At 73.4% G+C, this 20,911-nt stretch carries 16 protein-coding genes, 1 tRNA gene and 1 riboswitch; of the genes, 4 read left to right on the top strand and 13 right to left on the bottom strand.

What is annotated here, in order from left to right; all coding sequences use genetic code 11:
- Positions 1-20: 20 nt before the first annotated feature.
- From AQJ58_RS21730 to AQJ58_RS45405, 8 genes are all read right to left on the bottom strand, one after another.
- Entirely contained in the window at positions 21-1,211 is a 1,191-nt protein-coding gene (locus AQJ58_RS21730) for an LLM class flavin-dependent oxidoreductase (RefSeq protein ID WP_067252473.1), read from the bottom strand.
- 69 nt (positions 1,212-1,280) lie between these two features.
- Positions 1,281-1,346 (bottom strand): putative leader peptide, encoded by a 66-nt coding sequence (locus AQJ58_RS45665; RefSeq protein ID WP_322724904.1) that lies wholly within the window; start codon positions 1,344-1,346, stop codon positions 1,281-1,283.
- Positions 1,347-1,423: 77 nt separating this feature from the next.
- Positions 1,424-2,173 carry a GNAT family N-acetyltransferase gene (locus tag AQJ58_RS21725; RefSeq protein WP_067252471.1) on the bottom strand — a complete coding sequence of 250 codons (750 nt, stop codon included), beginning with the start codon at positions 2,171-2,173 and terminating at the stop codon, positions 1,424-1,426.
- A gap of 70 nt (positions 2,174-2,243) precedes the next feature.
- Positions 2,244-3,269 carry a transporter substrate-binding domain-containing protein gene (locus tag AQJ58_RS21720; RefSeq protein ID WP_067252469.1) on the bottom strand — a complete coding sequence of 342 codons (1,026 nt, stop codon included), beginning with the start codon at positions 3,267-3,269 and terminating at the stop codon, positions 2,244-2,246.
- 89 nt (positions 3,270-3,358) lie between these two features.
- On the bottom strand, positions 3,359-4,213 hold the full coding sequence (locus AQJ58_RS21715; RefSeq protein WP_420712172.1) for an amino acid ABC transporter ATP-binding protein: 855 nt from the start codon (positions 4,211-4,213) through the stop codon (positions 3,359-3,361).
- Complete coding sequence (locus AQJ58_RS21710) at positions 4,210-5,187, bottom strand: amino acid ABC transporter permease (RefSeq protein ID WP_067252467.1); 978 nt, start codon at positions 5,185-5,187, stop codon at positions 4,210-4,212. Before AQJ58_RS21710 ends, AQJ58_RS21715 begins: the two co-directional genes overlap by 4 nt.
- Before the next feature lie 367 nt (positions 5,188-5,554).
- A riboswitch (SAM riboswitch) is annotated at positions 5,555-5,664 on the bottom strand.
- A gap of 65 nt (positions 5,665-5,729) precedes the next feature.
- Positions 5,730-6,626, bottom strand: a complete 897-nt coding sequence (locus tag AQJ58_RS21705) for a glutathione S-transferase C-terminal domain-containing protein (protein ID WP_067252465.1) — start codon at positions 6,624-6,626, stop codon at positions 5,730-5,732.
- A gap of 143 nt (positions 6,627-6,769) precedes the next feature.
- Entirely contained in the window at positions 6,770-6,892 is a 123-nt protein-coding gene (locus AQJ58_RS45405; RefSeq protein WP_267892078.1) for a putative leader peptide, read from the bottom strand.
- A gap of 253 nt (positions 6,893-7,145) precedes the next feature.
- On the opposite strand from AQJ58_RS45405, the gene AQJ58_RS21700 reads away from it, so the two are divergent.
- Complete coding sequence (locus AQJ58_RS21700; protein ID WP_067252463.1) at positions 7,146-8,066, top strand: MerR family transcriptional regulator; 921 nt, start codon at positions 7,146-7,148, stop codon at positions 8,064-8,066.
- Positions 8,067-8,070: 4 nt separating this feature from the next.
- Here AQJ58_RS21700 and AQJ58_RS21695 read toward each other — a convergent pair whose 3' ends face one another.
- Positions 8,071-8,463: a winged helix-turn-helix transcriptional regulator gene (locus AQJ58_RS21695; protein ID WP_067252461.1), complete on the bottom strand. Its 393-nt coding sequence runs from the start codon at positions 8,461-8,463 to the stop codon at positions 8,071-8,073.
- Between the two features lie 148 nt (positions 8,464-8,611).
- Between AQJ58_RS21695 and AQJ58_RS21690 the strand changes: the two genes are divergently transcribed.
- Entirely contained in the window at positions 8,612-9,457 is an 846-nt protein-coding gene (locus AQJ58_RS21690; RefSeq protein WP_067252459.1) for an NAD(P)H-binding protein, read from the top strand.
- Between the two features lie 99 nt (positions 9,458-9,556).
- Here the strand turns inward: AQJ58_RS21690 and AQJ58_RS21685 are convergent, their stop codons facing one another.
- Both AQJ58_RS21685 and AQJ58_RS21680 read right to left on the bottom strand, forming a co-directional pair.
- A complete protein-coding gene (locus AQJ58_RS21685) occupies positions 9,557-10,486 on the bottom strand; it encodes a carbohydrate kinase family protein (protein WP_067252457.1) in 930 nt (309 codons plus the stop codon).
- Positions 10,483-11,178 carry a class II aldolase/adducin family protein gene (locus tag AQJ58_RS21680; RefSeq protein ID WP_067252456.1) on the bottom strand — a complete coding sequence of 232 codons (696 nt, stop codon included), beginning with the start codon at positions 11,176-11,178 and terminating at the stop codon, positions 10,483-10,485. Before AQJ58_RS21680 ends, AQJ58_RS21685 begins: the two co-directional genes overlap by 4 nt.
- Before the next feature lie 57 nt (positions 11,179-11,235).
- On the opposite strand from AQJ58_RS21680, the gene AQJ58_RS21675 reads away from it, so the two are divergent.
- The gene (locus AQJ58_RS21675) at positions 11,236-11,850 is read left to right on the top strand and encodes a TetR family transcriptional regulator (RefSeq protein WP_067252455.1); all 615 of its coding nucleotides are present in this window, start codon (positions 11,236-11,238) and stop codon (positions 11,848-11,850) included.
- 64 nt (positions 11,851-11,914) lie between these two features.
- Here the strand turns inward: AQJ58_RS21675 and AQJ58_RS21670 are convergent.
- Both AQJ58_RS21670 and AQJ58_RS21665 read right to left on the bottom strand, forming a co-directional pair.
- Positions 11,915-11,988 (bottom strand) — tRNA-Pro (locus AQJ58_RS21670).
- A 91-nt stretch (positions 11,989-12,079) separates the two neighbouring features.
- Positions 12,080-13,276: a serine hydrolase domain-containing protein gene (locus AQJ58_RS21665; protein ID WP_067252453.1), complete on the bottom strand. Its 1,197-nt coding sequence runs from the start codon at positions 13,274-13,276 to the stop codon at positions 12,080-12,082.
- Between the two features lie 660 nt (positions 13,277-13,936).
- On the opposite strand from AQJ58_RS21665, the gene AQJ58_RS21660 reads away from it, so the two are divergent.
- Positions 13,937-20,911: a type I polyketide synthase gene (locus AQJ58_RS21660; protein ID WP_067252451.1), complete on the top strand. Its 6,975-nt coding sequence runs from the start codon at positions 13,937-13,939 to the stop codon at positions 20,909-20,911.

Here is a 20,911-nt window from a genome sequence, read left to right as displayed (position 1 = left end):
TGGTCGGCTCTCCGTCCGGCTCAGGCTGCGGCGTAACGGTTGGCGGGGCGGGACAGGCCGAGCAGTCCGCGCAGGGTGTCGGCCTCGTAGGCCCGGCGGAAGACGCCGCGGCGCTGGAGTTCGGGGACCAGGCCGCGGGTGATGGCGGGCAGGTCGTGGCCGACGACGGCGGGGCGCAGCCGGAATCCGGTCAGCCCGGCCTCCGCCAGCTCCTGGAGGAGGTCCGCGAGCTGGGCGGGGGTGCCGGCGAAGATCCGGGCGTCGCTGGTGTACGCCTCGCCGGCGAGGGTGTCGAGGCGGTCGCGGCGGGCGGCGGCCTCGGCGGGGTCGTCGTCGAGGAGGACGACGAGTTCGCCGAAGACGTGCAGGGGTTCGGCGGCGCGGCCCGCGGTCTGCTGCTCGGCGCGGATCTCGGCGACGACGGCGCGGGCCTGGTCGGTGTCGTGCGGGGTGACGAAGCCGACGTCCGCGGCGCGGGCGAGAAGCCGGTACGGGACGGTGGCGTGGGCGAGCGCGGCCACCACGGGCTGGCCCTGCGGCGGGCGGGGGGTGATCGAGGGGCCCTTGACGCTGAAGTGGCGGCCCTCGAAGTCGATGTAGTGCAGCTTGTGGCGGTCGATGAAGCGGCCGGTGGCCACGTCCCGGATCTCGGCGTCGTCCTCCCAGCTGTCCCAGAGGCGGCGCACCACCTCGACGTAGTCGGCGGCCTCGTCGAAGAGTTCCGTCACCACCGGTCCGTGGTAGTCGTCGATACGGGGGATCGTACGGCGGCCGAAGTGGTCGGCGTCGGCGGGCCGGGCGGTGATCTGGACGCGCAGTCCGGCGCGGCCGGTGCTGACGTAGTCCAGGGTGGCGATCGCCTTGGAGATGTGGAACGGCTCGGTGTGGGTGGTCACCGCCGTCGGCACCAGGCCTATGTGCCGGGTGAGCGGGGCGACACGGGAGGCGACGAGCACGGCGTCGAGGCGGCCGCGCACCTGGTCGGTGCGGTCGTCCGGGTCGAGGGTGTGGGAGGACTGGGGGCCGAGGCCGTCCTCCAGGGTGACGAAGTCGAGCAGGCCGCGCTCGGCCTCGGCGACCAGGTCGGCCCAGTAGCCGGCGGTGAACAGCTCCTGGGGACGGGCGACCGGCTCGCGCCACGAGGCGGGGTGCCAGCCGGTGCCGTCGAGGGCGACGGCGAGGTGCAGGGGAGAGACGGGGTTCGAGGACACGGGGTGCCTTCCTGGAGGTCCGTACGGGGGCGCACGTCACCCCGGCGAGGGTGCGGCGGGGGGAACCGGTCAGGAGCAACAGAGCGCGCCGGCCACGCGCTGGAGGTCGATGTGGGGCCGGGAGTGGAGGCGCACGGCCTGGCGTATGAGCGTCACGGCCGGCACCTCCCCCGTCCGGGCGCCCCGCGGCGCCGTCCACACCTCGTCACGTGTCACAACGCCCCCGTCGCGCCGGGTGTTCCCGGGGTGCGCACCGAGACGACGGCGGAGCGCCGGCGGAGCCGGAAGCCGAGGGACTCGTAGAGGCGGATCGCCGTGGTGTTGCCGGCGGCGGCGTGCAGGAAGGGGATGTCGCCGCGGGCCCGGGCGCCGTGGCCGACCGCGCGGACCAGCCGGGTGGCCAGGCCCCGGCCGCGGTACGCGGGGTCGGTGCAGACGGCGCTGATCTCGGTCCAGCCGTCGAGGCGGAGGCGTTCGCCGGCCAGGGCGACGAGACGGCCCTGCGCGCGGATGCCGAGGTAGGTGCCGAGGGTGACGGTCCGCCGCAGGAACGGGCCGGGCCGGGTGCGGGCGACGAGGTCGAGGATCTCCGGCACGTCGTCGGGTCCGAGGCGTACGGCCTCGGGGGCGGGCTCGGTGCGGAACTCCTCGGTGGAGACGAGCTGGACGCCCTCACCGCCGCCGGTGATCCGCCAGCCGTCGGGAACGCCCGCCACGGGCTTGACCCATACGGTGGCGCCGTCGCCCGCGAGGGTGTGCAGGTCGGCCCAGGCGACCGGGTCCCGGGGATCGGCGAGGGCGGCGAAGGCGTAGACGTCGGCCGGGTAGCGGGCGGCGCGGCCGACGCGTTCGGCGAGGTGGGCGTGCGGGCCGGTGAGGGCGGCCCAGACGGCGTTGTCGAGGGGGTGCGGTGGGGTGGCGGCGGGGGCTCCGCCTCCGCGGAGGTCGATCGGGGAAGCCACGGAGGCGGAGTCCCTTCCTGGTGGGGTCGCTAACTCAACTCGCCTGCGACAGAAAGCGCATGACGGCGTATCAGGAGTTGTCCAGCGGCAGGCCGGGCGGGTTGATCTCCGACTTGGTGACGGCCTCGTTGGAGAGGTTGTACGCGGCCAGCCACTTGGCGTACTGGCCGTGCTCGATGAGGTAGTTGATGGCGTCGGCGAGCGGCTTGGCCAGGCCGCTGTCCTTCTTGGCGGTGGCGGCGATCAGGCCCTGGAGCGTCTCACCGGCGCCGGAGAAGGTGCCCGCGTTGCGGGTGGCGTTGGCGGTTCCGGCGGTCTGGGAGACGTTGTAGGCGATGCCGGGGTTGGGCCCGAAGTAGGCGTCGATCTTGCCGCTGCTGAGGGCGAGGTAGAGGCCGTTGCGGTCCGGGTAGTACTTGATCGTGAGCTTCTTGCCCTCGGCCTCGAGCTTCTTCTTCCACTCCAGCAGGATCTTCTCCTGGTTGGTGCCGGAGCCGACGGAGACGGTGAGGCCGGCGAGGTTCTTGTAGTTGCCGTCGAAGTTCCACGTGCTGGACTTCTTCACCTCCCAGCCGAGGTTGTCCTGCCGGTAGGAGGCGAACTCGTACTTCTTCTTGCGCTCCTCGGTGTCGGTGACGTTGGAGAACGCGGCGTCGACCTTGCCGCTGTCGATGCCGACGAAGAGGTTCTCCCAGGTGAAGTTCTTCGTCTCGGGCTTGAGCCCGAGGACCGCGGCGACCAGGCGGCCGAAGTCGGGCTCGGCGCCGGTGAGGGTCTTCTGGTCGTCGCCGACGTAGGCGAGCGGGGCGAATCCGGAGGGCAGGGCGCCGATGCCGATGGTGAGCTTGCCGCTCTTCTTCACGGCGGCCGGCAGTTCGGCGCTGATCGACTTGACCTCGGAGACCTTCAGGGTGGTCTCCTTCGCGGCGCCGTTGGAGACCCGGCCGATGGTCACGCTGCCGGAGGCGGCGGATCCGGCCGTGGTGGCGGCGTCGCTCTCACCACCGCAGGCGGCGAGCCCGGTGGCGAGGGTGGCGACCGCGGTCGCCGCGGTGATGCCGCGAATCAGGCTGCGTCGGGTGAAGTGGGTGGCCATGGCCGTCCTTTGTGACTGGTTGCGATGAGACAGGGGAGGGAAAGCGGTGGTGAATGGGGGGCTGGTGTGGGGGGAGGTCGTGGGCTCGGTCAGAGGACCTTGCTGAGGAAGTCCCGGGTCCGCTCGTGCTGCGGATTGTCGAGGACCTCGTGGGGCGGGCCCTGTTCGACGATCCGGCCGCCGTCTATGAAGACGATCTTGTCGGCGACCTCGCGGGCGAAGCCGACCTCGTGGGTGACGATGACGAGGGTGGTGCCGCTGGTCGCCAGGTCCTTGATGACGGCGAGGACCTCGCCGACCAGCTCGGGGTCGAGGGCGGAGGTCGGCTCGTCGAAGAGGATGACGCCGGGGCGCAGGGCGAGGGCACGGGCGATCGCGACGCGCTGCTGCTGGCCGCCGGAGAGCTGGCGGGGGTAGGCGCCGGCCTTGTCGGCGAGACCGACCCGGCCGAGGAGTTCGCGGGCGAGTTCCTGCGCCTCGGGCTTGCCGAGCCGGCCCGTCGCCACGGGGGCGGCGGCGACGTTGTCCAGCACGGTCAGGTGCGGGAAGAGGTTGAAGTTCTGGAAGACGAAGCCGATCCGGCTGCGCTGGGCGAGGATGACGCGTTCGCTGACCTCGCGCAGTCGGCCGCCGTGCCGGCGGACGCCGATCAGTTCGCCGTTGACGCTGACGTGGCCGATCTCCGGCTTCTCCAGGTGGTTGATGACCCGGAGCAGGGTGGACTTGCCGGAGCCGGACGGGCCGAGGATCACGGTGACCTCGCCCGGCCGGACGGTGAGGCTGACGCCGTCCAGGACGCGGTGGGAGCCGTACCACTTGTGCACGTCGTGCACCTCGACGGCGGCGGGCGCCACGGCGGCGTCGACCGGGCCGGGACCGCCGGTCTCGACCGTCCCGGTGGTCTCGGTGGTGGTCTCGGTCGTGGCGGTGGTCTCGGTGGTCATACGGCGGCCTCCCGGCGGATGCGGGCGCGGAGGTCGGTAAGACCGGTCCGCAGCTGCTGCAACGGCGTCGGCGGCAGGGAGCGGGTGGCGCCCCGGGCGTAGTACCGCTCGACGTAGAACTGGACGACGGAGACGAGGCTGGTCAGGATCAGGTACCAGACGGTGACGACCAGCAGCAGCGACACGATGTCGCCGGGGTAGGTGGCGCCCATGGTCTGCGCGGTGCCGAACAGGTCGAGCAGCGAGACGTAGAACACCAGCGAGGTGGACTTGACCAGGCCGATGAGCTGGTTGACGTAGTTCGGCACGATCGAGCGCAGCGCCTGCGGGAAGACGATCCGGCGGAACTGGTAGACCTTCGGCAGGCCGAGGGCGGCGGCCGCCTCCTGCTGGCCCTGGTCGACGGAGAGGATGCCGCCGCGGACCACTTCGGCGGCGTAGGCGGCCTCGTTGAGGCTGAGGCCGACGACCGCGATCACCATGTCGGTGGCGAGCCGGGACTCGTCGAAGGTGAAGAACGCGGGGCCGAAGGGGACGCCGAGACTGAGCGTCTGGTATAGGGCGCTGAAGTTGTACAGGAACAGCAGGACGACGATCAGCGGGATGGAGCGCAGCGCCCAGACGTAGGTCCAGCTGACGGCCCGCAGCACGGGGGACTTCGAGAGCCTGGCGAGGGCGAGCAGGATGCCGCCGAGCAGGCCCAGCACCGCGCTGTAGAACGTGACTTCGAGGGTGACGATCAGCCCGTCGAGGATCACGGGGCGCAGGAACCAGTAGCCGAAGCGGTCCCACTGGTAGAACGGGTTGGACACGAGGCCGTGCACGAACTGGGCCACCAGGACCAGCACCACGGCGGTGGCGATCCAGCGTCCCGGGCGGCGCAGGGGCTGGACTCGCTGTGCGGTGAGCTTGTCTGACGGGGTGTCGGCGACCGGCGCCTCGGCAAGGGTCACGGCGCCTGGGGGTTCACTCATGGTGGGCTCCGGCAGGAGTCGGGCACCCCGGACCGACGCAGGAGTGACGAGCCGGCGGGGATCAGCGCGCGGCGCACGGGTGCGTACGGGGGAACCGGGGTGGGGCGGTGGGCGGCACACCGCTTCGGCGGTGTCCGTCAGGAACGCGGGGTCGGGACGAGGAGCGAGAAGGGGGAAGCTCAGCCCCGACAGCGGGCACGGCCCGGTGCGGTACACAGTGCGCTGTTCACGCGGAGCAGATCGACGGCGCGGTTGGCGGCGAACAGGTTCGACAGGTTCGCGTACGGCTGTACGCAGCCCTGGGGACGGCGTGCGGCCGTCCTGGGAGCTGCGTACATCTCGTCACCATCACTGTCCGGCCCCGAGGGCCTCGCGCTTACCGAAACGTCATCCGGTCCGGTCGTCACCTGGGGCACCCCACCGCGGAGCGAGGGTTGCCGGTCAGCCAGCCAGGGCTTGTCGCTGACGCTCATGACCGTTCTGCTTCCAAGTAAGGCAGTCGACCAGTCAAATGTCAACGGCCGTCCAAGGGGTGGACCGACTCAGGGCCGGTTGACCTGCGAAGGAAGGCTGTCACCCTCCGCCACGTGGGCTGCCCAGTCCAGGATCTGGACAGCGGCTCCGGCGGCTTCCAGGCCCTGGCAACGGGCGTGGTGGCGCCGGGCGATGCCCTCCAGGTCGAGGTGCGTGCCGAAGGCCGGGTGGGCGGCCAGCCGGCGGCCGTAGGCCCACAGGGCGGGGTGTCCGGCGATGCGGCGCACGGCGTCGGCGTCGAGGTGGTGCCGGTGCACGGTGTCCAGCTGGACCAGTGCCACCCACAACTCGACGTCGGCCGCGGTGATCTGATCGCTGATCAGGTACGGCTGCGCGTCGAGCCCTTGTTCCAGGACGCCGAGCGTGGCGAGCAGCGCGTCGAGCGCGGCGGCCCGGCCGGCCGGGTCGGCACCCGCGTCCCCGGCCCGCTGGGCCGCCTCCTCGATGCCCTGGGCGCACATCCGCTCCACGGCCTCGATCTCCGACTCCGAGCCGCACGGGTACAACACGGCCCGGCCGCCGGCGAACCTGCGGGCCAGGTCGCGGGCGATGTCGGGGCCGTGGGTGGAGACGATCCGGCCCGACCAGTCGTCACTGAGCACCGGCGCGAGGGCCGGGCCGGTGTAGCGGTGGGCGCTGGCGTCGTAGAGCGGGCGCAGCTGTGCATGACCGCCGTCGGGACAGTCGGGGACGGCGGGCAGGAACGTCACCGGACAGGCCCGGTCGAGGCCGAGGAGGGCGTGGGTGACGGCGATGCGCAGTCCGTCCGGGTCGGCGGTGGACAGATGGAGCCGGTAGCGGCGCGGCACGGCGTAGTGCCCGCTGCGCGCGTCCCGGCCGATGCGGCCCCGGAAGGCGGGGGCGGGGCGGGCGGACGGGTGGGCGGCCAGCGGTGTGACGGACATGACTCTCCCCGGGGGCGGGCGCACGGGCGGACGTGCGCGCGGCGGATGCGACGGCGAAAAGGGAGACGGCCCTCGTCCTCACACGCGGGACGGGGCGGTGTCGGCGGACACCGCCGCTCGGTCCGGCGCGGGAGGGGCCCGGCTCAGCCCGGCAGGCTGATGGCGCTGCAGACGCGCTGCAGGTCGATGTGACGGCGGGAGGTGAGGAGGGGCGACGACCAGGTCGTGCGGCTGGTGCGGCCGACGGCCGGATACTGGCGCCCCATGTTTCCCTACCTGTTCACTAGGATTCCCGGATCGAGTGTCGATCCACCCCCGGCGGACGTCAAGGGGGCGTCCACCAGGTGAGTACGGCAGGTGAGACGGATCGGTCCGGGCCCCCGGGCCCGGCACGACGGGCTGCGCGTGCCGCCGAGGAGTCGTACGTCGCCGGTCCCACCTCTATCGGGTTGCACCTTCCGTAGCGGCATGTGGTCCGGTGGACTTACGTCCCGATGCCTTGAGGAAGGGTCCCTGCTCATGCGTTCGTCTTTCATGCCACCCCGTCAGGTCAAGATCGGTGACGCGGCGGCCTTCGTCGGCAGCACGCCACGGGCGATTCGCCATTACCACGAGATCGGCCTGCTCCCCGAGCCCGAGCGGGGCGGCGACGACCGCCGCCGCTACGGGTACGAGGACATGATCCGCTTGCTGTGGATTCGCAGGATGGCCGACGCCGGGATCGCCCTGGACGACATCCGTGACGCCTTCACCACCGGCACGGCTTCCGCCGGTGCGGACAGCGGAGAAGGCATCGCGGGCATCCTGGAGCGATGGGAGGAAACCCTCGCCGAGCAGGAGGCGCGATTGCGGCGGCAACGGACCGCCGTGCAGCGGATGCGCACCGAGGGCAGCCGGATGGGCCTGCTCTCCGACTTCGTCACCGAACGCCTCAAGAGCCTGCCCGAGGGCTCCCTGCGTCAGGCGGACCTGGACAGTCTGCTGGTCACCGAGCGGATCCTCGGCCCGCTCGGCGCGGCCGTCCAGGCCACCCGCTTCATCGTCCTGGCCACGCATCCCACTCTGCGGGAGGATTCCGACCGCATCGATGACGCCGAGGAGGCACTCGATGACAGTGTCGCCGTCGATGATCCACGGGTGGCTCAGGTGGCCGTCGAGCGGCACGCCTTCGAAAGTGCCCTGCGGGCCGTCATCGAGGAGTCCGGCCTGGCCGAGGACGACGATGCCCTCTTCGACGCCTGGGACACGTTGCACCCTGCCACCGCCGATGACGGCGAGGGCGGGGCCGACCTCGGCTCCGGCAGGCGGGAGGCCGACCGGATGAGCATGTTCGAAGCCACCGGCAAGATGCCCTACGACTTCTCTCCAGCCCGCCTGCGCTGTATGGAACTGGCGGAAGAACTGTCCGCCCGGGACTCTGGGCCAGTCACCGTCCGCTGACGCACTACCGGGGTGGGACGGTGTCGTAGTCGTGCCGGGCCTGCTCGACCTTGTCCAGGTTGTCGGCAGCCCATGCGGCGAGGTGCGCGAAGAGCGGGGCCAGGCTGCGGCCCAGGTCGCTGATCTCGTACTCGACCCGAGGGGGGACCTCCGGGTGGTACGTACGCACGACCATGCCGTCGCGTTCCAGCTGACGCAGCCGCTGGGTCAGCACCTTCGGGGTGATCGTGCCGATCCGCCGTTCCAGCTCGACGAACCGCTGCCGGCCATGCACGTGGAGGGTCCACAGGATCGGCGTGGTCCACCGGCTGAACACGATGTCCACGACCGCACTGGTGGGACAGGCGAGTTCCGGAGCGGTCGATGCGGCTGTGACCCAGTCAGTGTCGCCGGCCATGGATACCCCTTCGGGATAGTCACTTTCCTATAGGTACCTACTATATCGACGGTGTTAGCGTCCCCGTGCCGCCCGGAGAGCAGCTCTCCGCGGCGGCGTCGCCCGCTCGGGCGGCGACAACCATGCTTGATCGACACGGGAGTTGTTCATGTTCGTAGTGACGGGTGCGACCGGTAACGTCGGCCGATCGCTCGTGCAGGCCCTCGCGGCAGCCGGTGCGCAGGTGACCGCGACATCCCGCGGTATCTCGGACGCGGACGTACCGGAGGGCGTCCGGTACACGCGGGCGGATCTGGTCGAGCCTGAGAGCCTTCGGCCCGTTTTCGACGGAGCCGACGCGCTGTTCCTGCAAAGCGGCGGCCCGAGCGCGCACCTGCTGAGGCCACAGGACATCCTCGACGTCGCCAAGGCCGGCGGCGTCGGGCGGGTCGTCCTGCTGTCCTCCCAAGGAGTCGCGACCCGACCGCATTCGGCCGCTCACGGGGACCTGGGACGCTCCATCGAGGTCGCCGTCGAGCAGTCAGGCTTGGACTGGACGATCCTGCGGCCCGGAGGCTTCGACTCCAACGCGTACGCCTGGGCCGAGTCGGTCCGCACCCGGAGGACCGCCGCCGCGCCGTTCGCCGACATCGGCCTGCCGACGATCGACCCGGACGACATCGCCGAGGTCGCCGCCACGGCTCTGCGGGAGGACGGCCACGCCGGACGGACCTACGAGTTGACCGGGCCCGCTCTCAGCACGCCCCGTCGGCGGGCCGAGACGATTGCCGGTGTACTCGGCGAACCCGTCCGGTTCATCGAACAGTCCCGCGACGAGGCCCGCGCGCACATGCTGCGGTTCATGCCCGAGCCCGTGGTCGAGAGCACGCTGACCATCCTGGGTGAGCCCACGCCCGCCGAGCAGCGCATCAGCCCCGACGTCGAGCGGCTCCTCGGCCGCGCGCCCCGCACCTTCGCCGACTGGGCCCAGCGCCACATCGCCGCCTTCCGGTAGGCACTGGACGGTTCCCGCACCTCGGAGTCGGGACCCGAGGTGAGCAGGTCCGGGGAAGCGCCGAGCCCGGGGCGGGGACGTCACACCGCCCTCACGCCCTCACGCATGCGACTTGGCAGACGAGGCGAACGCATCGGCACCGGCCAGGTCGAAGTCACCGTGATCGCTGCCGAGACCCTGCGCGACCAGCGCGGCAGCCGCGCTCCCCAGCACCGCCGCGTCACCCGGCGTACGCCCCAGACCGATCCCCCGCAGGTACCCCGCGGAGAACGCGTCCCCGCACCCGGTGGTGTCGACCACGTCGACGACGAACGCCGGCACCGGCTCCGCCCCGTCCGCGCTCACCACCAGCGCCCCGTCGCCGCCGCGCGTCACGGCGACGACGCCCGCCCCGGCGGCGAGCAGCTTGCGCGCACCGGTCAGCAGATCGTCCTCGCCGGTGAAGCCGAGGACCTGGTCCTCGTTGGGCAGGAAGTGGTCGACGTAGGGCAGCGCGGCCTCGATCTGCTCGAAGCTGCCGAGCACTCCCGGCGCGAGCAGGTCGACGGAGGTGACGACCCCGTGTTCCTTCGCGTACGACAGGATCCGCGTCGCGGTGTCCACTCCGATCAACTCGGGCCCGCCGAGGTGCAGATGGGTGGCCTCGGCGAGGGCGTCCCAGGGCACGTCGTCCAGGCCGTAGGTGATGTTCGCGCCGAGCAGGTGCAGCGAGGGCCGGTCGCCGTTGGGGCGGATGGGCAGGACGCTGGCGGAGGTCGCGGTGTCGGTGCGGCGGACGAGGAACCCGGTGTCGATGCCGGCCCGGTTCAGCAGCTGCACCAGCAGGTCACCGGTCGGGTCGCTGCCGATCGCGCCGGCGCTGCGTACCTCGGCGCCGAGCTTGGCGAGGGTGAGGGCGGTGCCGCCGGCCGTGCCCGCGGCGGTCATCCGGATGTCCTCGACCAGGGTCGCGCCCTGCCCCTCGGGTATCTCCTCGACCGGCCGGACCAGGACGTCCAGGACGTGCACGCCCATCGTGAAGACCTTCATCTGCTCCCCCTGTTCTCCTCGTGCGCGGGTGGCACGGGACGGGTGGTTCCGTAGTTGCGGGCGACGGCCGCCTCGATCACCGCGAGTTGCTGCTGTTCGTCCAGGAAGCGGGGGGTGCCCATGGAGGCCGCGCGCTGGTAGACGCCGCAGGCCCATTCGAGGAGCAGGGCGTGTTCGACGGCCTGGTCGAGGGTGACGGCGTGGGTGAGCGCGCCGTGGTTGGCCATCAGGGCGGCGCTGCGGCCCTCCAGGGCGGTGAGCACCGACTCGGCGAGCTCCGGGGTGCCGAAGGTGGCGTAGGGCGCGACCCGGACCGTACCGCCGAGGGCGAGCAACTGGTAATGGATGCAGGGGAGTTCGTCGAGGACACAGGACACGGCGGTGGCCTGCGGCGCATGGGTGTGGACGACCGCCCCACTGCCGTGGCGGCGGTAGACGCCGAGGTGCAGTTCGAGTTCCGAGGTCGGCTCGTAGGTCCCCTCGATGTGCTTGCCGTCGAGGTCGACCACGGTCACCTGGTCCGGGGTCAGCGTGGCGAGGACCGCTCCGGTCGCGGTGATGGCGACCCGGTCGTCGACGCGGACGCTCACGTTCCCGGCCGTGCCGATGAGGAGGCCCTCGGCCCCCAGGCGCCGGCAGGCGTCCGCGACGGCGGCCCGCTCGTGGCTCGGCGTCGAGCTTGAGGCGGTCATGGGCGCGAAGGTAGCGTAAACGTGAAACAAAGTCACGTTCACGTTCGGAGCCGGTTCTTGGACACTCCTCTGCGCCGCACCCCCCGTCAGGCCCGCAGCAGGGCCCGTCTGGCGCTGCTGCTGCGGGCCGCCGAGCGCATCCTGGTCGAGGAGGGCGTGGAGGCGCTGACGACGACCCGGGTGGCGGCGGAGGCGAAGGTCTCCGTGGGCTCGCTGTACCAGTACCTGCCCGATCGCGGCGCGATCATCGACGCCCTCGCGGCGGGGTGGTTCTCCCGGCTGGAGGGCGTCATGGACGACCTGGTCCGGGCCGCGGCCGTGGAGCGGTGGGAGGATCCGGTCGGGGTGCTGATCGACTCGTACGCCGGGATCTACCGGACGGAGCACGGTTTCCGGGCGCTGTGGTTCGGCAGCGGGCTGACGGAGCGGACCCGGGCGGCGGACCGTGAGCACAAGCGGCGGATGGCCGACGGGATCCGCCGGGTGCTGCTCGCGCTGGACGTCGTACGTGACGACGAGCCGCTCGCCCGTGCCTGCCACGCCGCCGTCCTCGCGGCCGACGCGCTCGCCCAGGAGGCGTTTCGCCGGGTCCCGGACGGTGACGCGACCCTGTTGGAGGAGGCGAAGGTGATGCTGCGCGGCTATCTCACGGAGGTCGTGGCCCGCTACTGAGACAGGGCCCGCATCCACGGTGTGGATACGGGCCCTGCTCTACGACGACGGAGCGGACTCCCTGTCGGGACGACAGGATTTGAACCTGCGACCCCTTGACCCCCAGTCAAGTGCGCTACCAAGCTGCGCCACGTCCCGTCGCGCTGCCGCGGCGGTGAGCTGCGGGAACGCGCAGGTAAACCTTACCGTACGCGGACGGGTGCGGGCGTCGGGCCTCGGTGGCGGCCGGTCAGCCGGCCAGCGGGTGCCGGGGGGCGAGCCGTTCGGCGATCCGCTCGGTGACCGTCTGGGCGGTGTTGCCGCCGGGTGCGTCGGGACCCACCGTCGTGGACACGGCGATGGTGAGCCGCTGGTGCGGCTCGTACGCCATCACGGCCGCGTAGCCGAAGAAGGACGGGTTCTGCACGACCCAGCCGTTCTTGACGACGACGCCGACGCCGAAGTGGAAGTCCTCGGTCATGGGCAGGCAGACCGTGGCCGGACACGTCTTCGTGGGGTGGCCGAGGCCGACCGTGCCCGGGTCGAGCTGGGTGCGGAAGGAACTGCGGGAGAGCAGTTCGCCCGCCCCGACGCCCTTGCCGGAGCGGGCGAGGTCGCAGACGTCCTGGGTGATGACCGCGCCGGGGGCGGTGGTCCAGGACGGGTTGAAGTAGGTGGACTCCTCGTAGGTGCCGCGCTCGTCGTCGTAGGCGTGCAGGACGGGCTCGGGGATCACGGCGGTTTCGGCCGCGGCGGTGTTGCGCAGCCCGAGCGGGCGGTACACGCGCTTGCGCAGCAGCCGGTCCAGCGGGGTGCCGGTGATCTTCTCCAGGGCGCGGCCGAGGAGCTGGAAGTTGGCGTGCGAGTAGCTCCAGTTGGTGCCGGGCCGGTACCAGAGGGGGTGGCTCAGCGAGATCCCGACGACCTCCTTGGAGGTCCAGTGCCGCCACGGGTCGGCGTACAGCCTCTTCAGGAAGACCGGGTCGGGGACGTAGTCGTGGATGCCGGAGGTGGAGTCACCGAGCATGCGCAGGGTGATCCTGTCGCCGTGCGGCAGGTCGGGGAGCCAGCGGGAGACGGGGTCGTCGAGGCCGACCTTGTGCTCCTGGACGAGCTGGAGGAGCACCGTACCCATGAAGGCGATGGCGACCGAGCCGGTCCTGAAGTGCATCGCGGGGGTGGCCGGCACTCCGGTCATGGACTCGCCGACGGCGCCGGTGTAGAGGTTGCGGCCGCCCACGGTGACCTTGACCAGGGCGGCCTTGAGGTCGAGGTCCTTCCTGGCCTTGCGGACGATGTCGAGGACCTCGCGCGCCCGGCCGTGCGGGTGCTGCGTGGTGACGCAGGCGCGGTGGGGGCGGTCGGGTGCGGCGGTCGCGACCGCCGTCGGGAGGGTGGCCGCGAGGAGGGCGGCGGCGCACAGCACCGCCGTACGGGTACGCGTCATATGCGCACTATGGGTGGATGGCGGTACCCCCTCGCACGTCAACACTCCGGGTGCCGCGCCCGCGGCCCCGGACGGAGGAGTTGGCCGCACCCCGGCCCGACCGGCTCCGTCGAGCGGGACGCCCTGTCGCGTTCGCGTGTGACTGCGCAGTCAGCCCGTTCCACGACCTCCCGAGGGCAGCCTGACTGCGCAGTCATGTCAGTTTTGGCGGCGGATCTCCGCATGTCAAGACCCGTCCCGACCTTTCCCGGACACTCGTCACGCGACACACAGATTTTCCCGGCCCGTCATCCACGGACCGCCGGGGGCCGGGAAAAGCACATTCCGATCCGGACAAGCGCTCCCAAGAAACGCATTTTCCTTTCAGGTGTCGACGCTTCGGCATGACGAGCGGCGAAGGGGCGGGGCCGGGCCCGAAAGGAATTCATCCGTTTTCCTCCCCCCGGCCGTCCGCCGACGACTGTCCGAATCATTGCGGCTGGTTACCAGCCGATCGTTCGATCGTTGACCGGTGAGTAATAACAGCACTACCTTGCAACGCGTTTCGAGCAAGCGTTTTGATCCCGTCTTCCGCGGTGACCTGTGCCCGCGCGAATGCGGTGCACCGCCTTTGCTGTCCTGAACCCCCCACCCTGCGGTTTCACGTTGATTCGGAGAATCATGGCGTCCGCTGCGCGTTCCGAGGACATGATCATCGGCATCACCCCGTTCGGCGAGCCCGACGCCCCGCTCGCCCTGGCCGTCGGCCGGGCCGGCGGCCTCGGCGTGCTCGACCTGGGGCCCGGGGACCGAAGAGCGCGCGAGGCGCTGGCGCGACTGCGCCGCGCCTCACCGGGCGCCTACGGGGTGAGAGTCGGGCCGGGCTGCCGGCTCACCCCCGCCGACCTCCCCGCGGGGGACGCCGGGCCGCACACCGTGGTGCTCGCCGCGGACACGCCCTGGTCCGTGGCGGAGGTCGCGGGCCGCTACCGCGTGCTGGCGGAGGTCACCGATCACGCCGGGGCCGCGGAGGCGGCGCGCGCGGGGGCGTACGGACTGATCGCGCGGGGCTCCGAGTGCGGCGGCCGGGTCGGCGAGCTGGGCACCTTCGTCCTCCTCCAACAGCTGCTCGCGGCCCGGGATCTCGCCCTGCCGGTGTGGGCGTGCGGCGGGATCGGTCCGCGTACGGCCGCCGCCGCGGTGGCCGGCGGGGCGGCCGGTGTCGTCCTGGACAGCCAGCTCGCCCTGCTCGACGACTCCGCGCTCCCCGGACCGGCGGCCGCCGCCCTGCGCGCGATGGACGGCTCGGAGACCGTCGTCCTGGCCGGGCACCGCGTCCTGCGCCGGCGCGGCCCCGACGCCCCCCTGGTTCCCGAGGACGCCGGGCCCGAGGTGGTGGCGGCGCTGCTCGGCGCCCGCGATCCGCGGACCGAGCTGCTGCCGGTGGGCCAGGACGGCTTCCTGGCCGCCCGCTTCGCCGACCGCTGGGGCGACGCGCGGCGTACGGTCCGGGCCCTGCGCGAGGCGGTGCTGGACGCCCTGCGCGACGACACCGCCGTACGGGCGCTCGGACCGCGGTCGCCGATGAGCGCCGCGCTCGGCACCCGGCTGCCGCTCGCGCAGGGGCCGATGACCCGGGTGAGCGACGAGGCGTCCTTCGCCGCAGCGGTCGCGGCCGAGGGGGCGCTGCCGTTCCTGGCGCTGGCCCTGGCGGACGGGGCGCGGACCCGGGAGCTGCTCGCGGCGACCCGGGAGGCGGTGGCGGGGCGGCCCTGGGGCGTGGGGGTGCTCGGTTTCGCCCCGGAGGAGGTCCGGGCGGCGCAGCTGGAGGCGGTACGGGAACTGCGGCCGACGCACGCGGTCATCGCGGGCGGACGCCCCTCCCAGGCGCAGGCCCTGGAGCGGGACGGCATCCGGACCTTCCTGCACGTTCCGTCGCCGGGGCTGCTGCGGCAGTTCCTCCAGGCCGGGGCGCGCCGGTTCGTGTTCGAGGGCTCGGAGTGCGGCGGACATGTGGGACCACGCGGCAGCTTCCCGCTCTGGGAGGCCCAACTCGCCGTGCTCGAGGACCATGTGGCCGGGGCCGACGGCTCGGACCTGGAGGTGTTCTTCGCGGGCGGGGTGCACGACGAGCGGTCGGCGGCGATGGTCGCCGCGCTGGCCGCCCCGCTGACCGCGCGTGGGGCGGCCGTCGGGATGCTGATGGGGACGGCCTACCTCTTCACCGAGGAGGCGGTGACGCACGGCGCGATCCGCCCGCTGTTCCAGCGCCAGGTCCTGGCCGCCGAGGGCACCACGCTCCTGGAGTCGGCGCCGGGCCACGCCACCCGGTGCGTACCGAGCCCGTTCGCCGCCGACTTCCGCGCGCAGGAGGCGCGGCTGCGCGCCGAGGGCGTGCCCGAGCGGCAGGTCTGGGAGGAGCTGGAGCGCCTCAACGTGGGCCGGCTGCGCCTGGCCAGCAAGGGCGTGACCCGCGACGGCGAGGGCACGCTCACCCCGGTCGACGAGCGACGCCAGTACGCCGAGGGGATGTTCATGGCCGGGGAGGTGGCCGTGCTGCGCTCGGCCACCACCACCCTCGCCGCGCTGCACGCGTCCGTGACGACCGGCGCGGCCGGCCATCTCGCCCTGCGGGCGGCCGAATGGGGGGCGACCTCCGAGGGGCTCACGGAGCCCGAGGCGCCGGCGCCGCTGGACATCGCGGTGGTCGGCATGGCGTGCATGTTCCCGCAGGCCCCCGATCTGCCCACCTTCTGGGCCAACGTCGTCGGCGGCGTCGACGCGGTCGGCGAGGTCCCGGCCGACCGCTGGGACCCGGCCGTCCACCACGGTGACTCCACCCCGTCGAAGTGGGGCGGCTTCCTGCCGCCGATCCCCTTCGACCCGCTGCGCTACGGCATCCCGCCCGCCTCCCTCGGCAGCATCGAACCGGTGCAGCTGCTGTCGCTGGAGGCCGCCCGGCGGGCCCTGGAGGACGCCGGATACGGCGACGGCGGGCGGGAGTTCGACCGGGCGCGGACCTCGGTGGTGTTCGGCGCGGAGGCCGGCAGCGACCTGTCGAACGCGGCCACCCTGCGGGCCGTGCTGCCCTCCTACTACGGCAAGGTCCCCGCCGGACTGGAGGAGCAGCTCCCCCGGCTCACCGAGGACTCCTTCCCCGGCATGCTCGCCAACGTCATCTCCGGGCGCATCGCCAACCGGCTCGACCTCGGCGGCGCCAACTACACGGTCGACGCGGCCTGCGCGTCCTCGCTCGCCGCGGTGGACGTCGCCTGCAAGGAACTCGTCGGCGGCACCTCCGACGTGGTGCTGTGCGGCGGTGCGGACCTGCACAACGGCATCAACGACTACGTGCTGTTCTCCTCCGTCCACGCCCTGTCCCCCACCGGCCGCTCCCGGGCCTTCGACGGCTCGGCGGACGGCATCGCGCTCGGCGAGGGCGTGGCCTGCGTCGTCCTCAAACGGCTCGCGGACGCCGAACGCGACGGCGACCGGATCTACGGCGTCATCAAGGGCCTCGGCGCCTCCAGCGACGGCCGCTCCCTGGGGCTGACCGCCCCCCGCCCGGAGGGCCAGCGCTCGGCACTGGAGCGGGCGTACCGCAACGCGGGCGTCTCCCCGGCCGACGTCGGACTCGTCGAGGCCCACGGCACCGGAACGGTGGTCGGCGACCGCACCGAACTGCGCATCCTCGGCGAGGTGTTCGGCGAGGCCGGGACGCCGGCCGGTGCCTGCGTACTCGGTTCGGTGAAGTCGCAGATCGGGCACACCAAGTGCGCGGCCGGACTGGCGGGGATGATCAAGGCGCTGCTGGCGCTGTACACCGGTGTCCGGCCGCCGACCCTGCACGTCGTGGCGCCCAACGCGGCCTGGGAGGGGGACGACAGCCCCTTCGCCTTCCACGCCGAGGCCCGGCCGTGGGCGGCACCCGCCGCGGAACGCCTTGCCGGGGTGAGCGCGTTCGGGTTCGGCGGCACCAACTTCCACGCCGTGCTGAGCGCCTACGCGGACGGCGCGCCGCCGGTACGGGGCCTGGACGCCTGGCCGGCCGAGCTGTTCCTGTTCCGGGGCCGGGACGAGGCCGCGGCCCACCGGGCGGCCGGGGAACTGCTGCGCGCGGCGGAGGCCGAGGGCCGGCCGTGGCGGCTGCGCGACCTGGCGCTCGGCGCGGCCCGGCGGGCGGACGCGAGCGGCGATCCGGTGCGGATCGCGGTCGTGGCGACGGACGTCGACGACCTCGTCGGCAAGCTCCGGCGGGCCCTGCGCGGCGCGTACGACCCGCGGCACGGGCTGCACGCGCACGACCCGCAGGACGGCGCGGTCGCCTTCCTCTTCCCCGGCCAGGGCAGCCAGCACCCCGGCATGCTCGGCGAACTCTTCGTGGCCCTCCCCGCGTTGCGCCCCTACCTGGAACTCGGCCGGGCCCATGCCGACGCGCTGTACCCTGCGGCGGCCTTCGACGAGGCGGCACGGGAGCGGCAGCGGGCCGCCCTGACCGACACCCGGGTCGCCCAGCCCGCCCTCGGTGTGGCCGGGCTCGCCGCGCACGCCGTGCTCACGGCGGCCGGGGTGCGCCCGGACATGGCCGCCGGGCACAGCTACGGCGAGCTGGTCGCCCTGTGCGCGGCCGGCGCCCTCGATCCCGACACCCTGCTGGACCTGAGCGTCGAGCGGGCGGCGGCCATCCTGGACGCCGCCGCCGGTGCCGGTCCGGAACCCGGCACCATGGCCGCCGTCGTGGCGGGCGCCGAGGAGACCGCCCGGGCCCTGCGGGCGGCGGGGGTGGCGGACGCGGTCGTCCTCGCCAATCGCAACTCGCCCGAGCAGACGGTGATCTCGGGCCCGACCGACGCGGTCGCGGACGCCGTACGGCTGCTGCGCGAGGCGGGCCTCGGGGCCAAACGGATCCCGGTCGCCTGCGCCTTCCACAGCCCGCTCGTCGCCGCGGCCGGTGACCGCTTCGCCGAGGTGCTCGCCGAACGGCCGGTGCACGCACCCGAGTTCCCGGTGTGGGCGAACCGCACGGCCGCCCCCTATCCGGCCGACCCGGACGCCGTACGGGCCGAACTCGCCGCGCAGATCGGGGCGCCGGTCGCCTTCGCCGAGCAGATCGAGGCGATGTACGCGGCGGGCGCGCGGGTCTTCGTCGAGGCCGGTCCGGGGTCCGTGCTGACCCGGCTGGTGGGGCGCATCCTCGGCGACCGGCCGCACCGGACGGTGGCCTGCGAGCCCCGGCCCGGTGCCGGGCTGAGCGGCTGGCTGGACGCGCTGGCGCGGCTCGCCGTGGCGGGCCTGCCGGTGCGCACCGGAGAGCTGCTGCGCGGCCGGGACGCCGTCGACGCCGTCCACGCCCCCGCTCCGAAGCGGCCCGGCTGGACGGTGAACGGGCACCTGGTCCGCACCGCCTCCGGCGCCCTGCTGCCCGGCGCGCTCGCCCCCGCCCGACGCGTAGCGGACCCCGCCGAAAGGACTGTGCCGACTGTGACGACGAACCCCCCGCACGGCGTCCCCTCCGACCGGGACGCGTTGGTCTCCGAGTTCCTGCGCACCAGCCGGGAGATGATCGCGGCCCAACGGGACGTGCTGCTCACCTACTTCGGGGCGACACCGGGGGCGCAGCTTCCGGCGCCGCTCGCGCCGCAGACCGGGACCCGGCCCGAGGTGCTCCCGGCGGTGGCCGCCCTCGCGGGGGCACCGGCCCCGGCGGCGGTCCCGGCCGTCCTCGCCGTCCCGGAGCCGGCTCCCGCTGCCGCCGCCGAGGCTCCCGCCGCTGACACTCCCGCCGGTGACACGGACGTCCAGCAGGTGGTCCTGGAGATCATCAGCGAGCGCACCGGCTACCCCGTGGACATGATCGAACCGGACCTCGATCTGGAGGCGGACCTCAGCATCGACTCCATCAAACGGGCCGAGATCGCCGGGGAGCTGGCCAAGCGCCTGGGCGGCGGGGGCGCGGCCGACCTCAGCGCGCTGGAGGACGCCGAGCTGGAGGAGTTGGCGAAGGCCCGGACGGCCGCCGCGGTGACGGACTGGCTGCGGTCCCGGCTGGACGGTCCGGCCCCGGCGGGACCGGGACCGGAGCCGAGGGACACGTCCGGTCCGGAGGCGGTGGAGCCGTCCCGCCCGGCCGCCCCGAGGACCTCGCGGCCCGCCGCCGCGAGCACGCCCGGCCCCGTCGACGAGGTCACCGGTGAGCCGCCCCGGCGGCATGTGCTGCGGCCGGTCCTGCTCGACTCCGCCGCGGCCGACCCGGCCGCCGTGCTCGCCGGCACCCGCTGGGTCGTCCTCGGGGACGCCCCGGAGGCCGCCGCGCGCCTCGCGGCCCACGGCGCCGAGGTCGTCGTACACGCCCGGGACCACGCGCTGTCCGAGGCGGACGGGCCGGTGGACGGGGTGCTGTACCTCGGCGCGCTCGCCGGGCCCGGGGACGACGTGCCGGTGCTGCCCGACGCGTTCGGCGTGCTCAAGGCGGCCCTCGGGCGCGGTCCTGCCCGGCTGCTGGCCGTACGGCACCTGGACGGCGGGGCCCCCGACGCCCGCTCGGCCGGCCTGCGCGGGCTGTTCCGCACCGTGGCTCGCGAGTACCCGCGGACGCTCGCCCGGCTGGTCGACCTGGCCGACGCCGCGCCGGACGCGGTCGCGCGGGCCGTGGTCGAGGAGGCGGTGGCAGCCGACCGGACGCCGGTGGTGGTGCGGGCGGAGGACGGACGGTACGGCTTCGAGCTGGTGGAGGAGCCGCTGGGGGCGCTCGGCAGCACCGGCGCCGGACCGGCCGGGGACGGGGTCGCGGAGGCGGCCGCGCTGGGGCTGGACCAGGACTCGGTGGTGGTGCTGACGGGCGGGGCGCGGGGCATCACCGCGCAGTTCGCGGCCGCGCTCGCCGGCGCCGCCCGCTGCCGGCTGGAACTCCTCGGCCGGACGCCCGCGCCGGACGGCCCCGAGTCCTCCGACACGGCCGGCGCGCGCACCACGGCCGAACTGCGGTCCGTGCTCGCCGCGCGCGGCGGACTGAAGCCTGCGGAGATCAACCGCACCGCCGAACTCCTGCTGGCCCAGCGGGAGATCACCGCGACACTCGGCGAACTCGGCGCGCTCGGAGCCCGGGTGCGCTACCGGTCGGTCGACTTCCGGGAGCCGGAGGCGGTGGTGCAGGCGGTCAAGGAGATCCACGCCGAGCACGGCCGGCTCGACGGCGTGGTGCACGCGGCCGGGATCATCGAGGACCGGCTGATCGAGGAGAAGAGCGCCGAGTCCTTCCAGCGGGTCTACGCGACGAAGGCGACCGGCGGGGACGCGCTGCTCACGGCGCTGGAGGACCTGCCGTCCGCGCCCGCGTTCACGGTGCTGTTCGGGAGCATCTCGGCCGTCCTCGGCAACCGGGGGCAGGTGGACTACGCCGCCGCCAACGACGCCCTGGAGACGCTCGGCGCCGCCTTCGCCGCCCGCACCGGACGGCGTGCGGTGACCGTGCACTGGGGCCCCTGGGCGCCCGCGCCCGGTCACGGCGGGATGGTCGGGGCGGACCTCGCCCGCGAGTACGCCCGGCGCGGCATCCGGCTCATCGACCCCGAGGAGGGCACCGCGGCGCTGCTGCGGGAGCTGGCGTGGGGCGACCCGTCGGTCACGGCCGTGGTCCACACCGCTTCGGGCTGGTGA

Origin of the sequence: Streptomyces sp. DSM 15324, from assembly GCF_001514285.1 — a bacterium.
Classification (GTDB): domain Bacteria; phylum Actinomycetota; class Actinomycetes; order Streptomycetales; family Streptomycetaceae; genus Streptomyces.
Note: the sequence above shows the minus strand (reverse complement) of the source record. Positions and strands in the feature narration are given on the sequence as shown.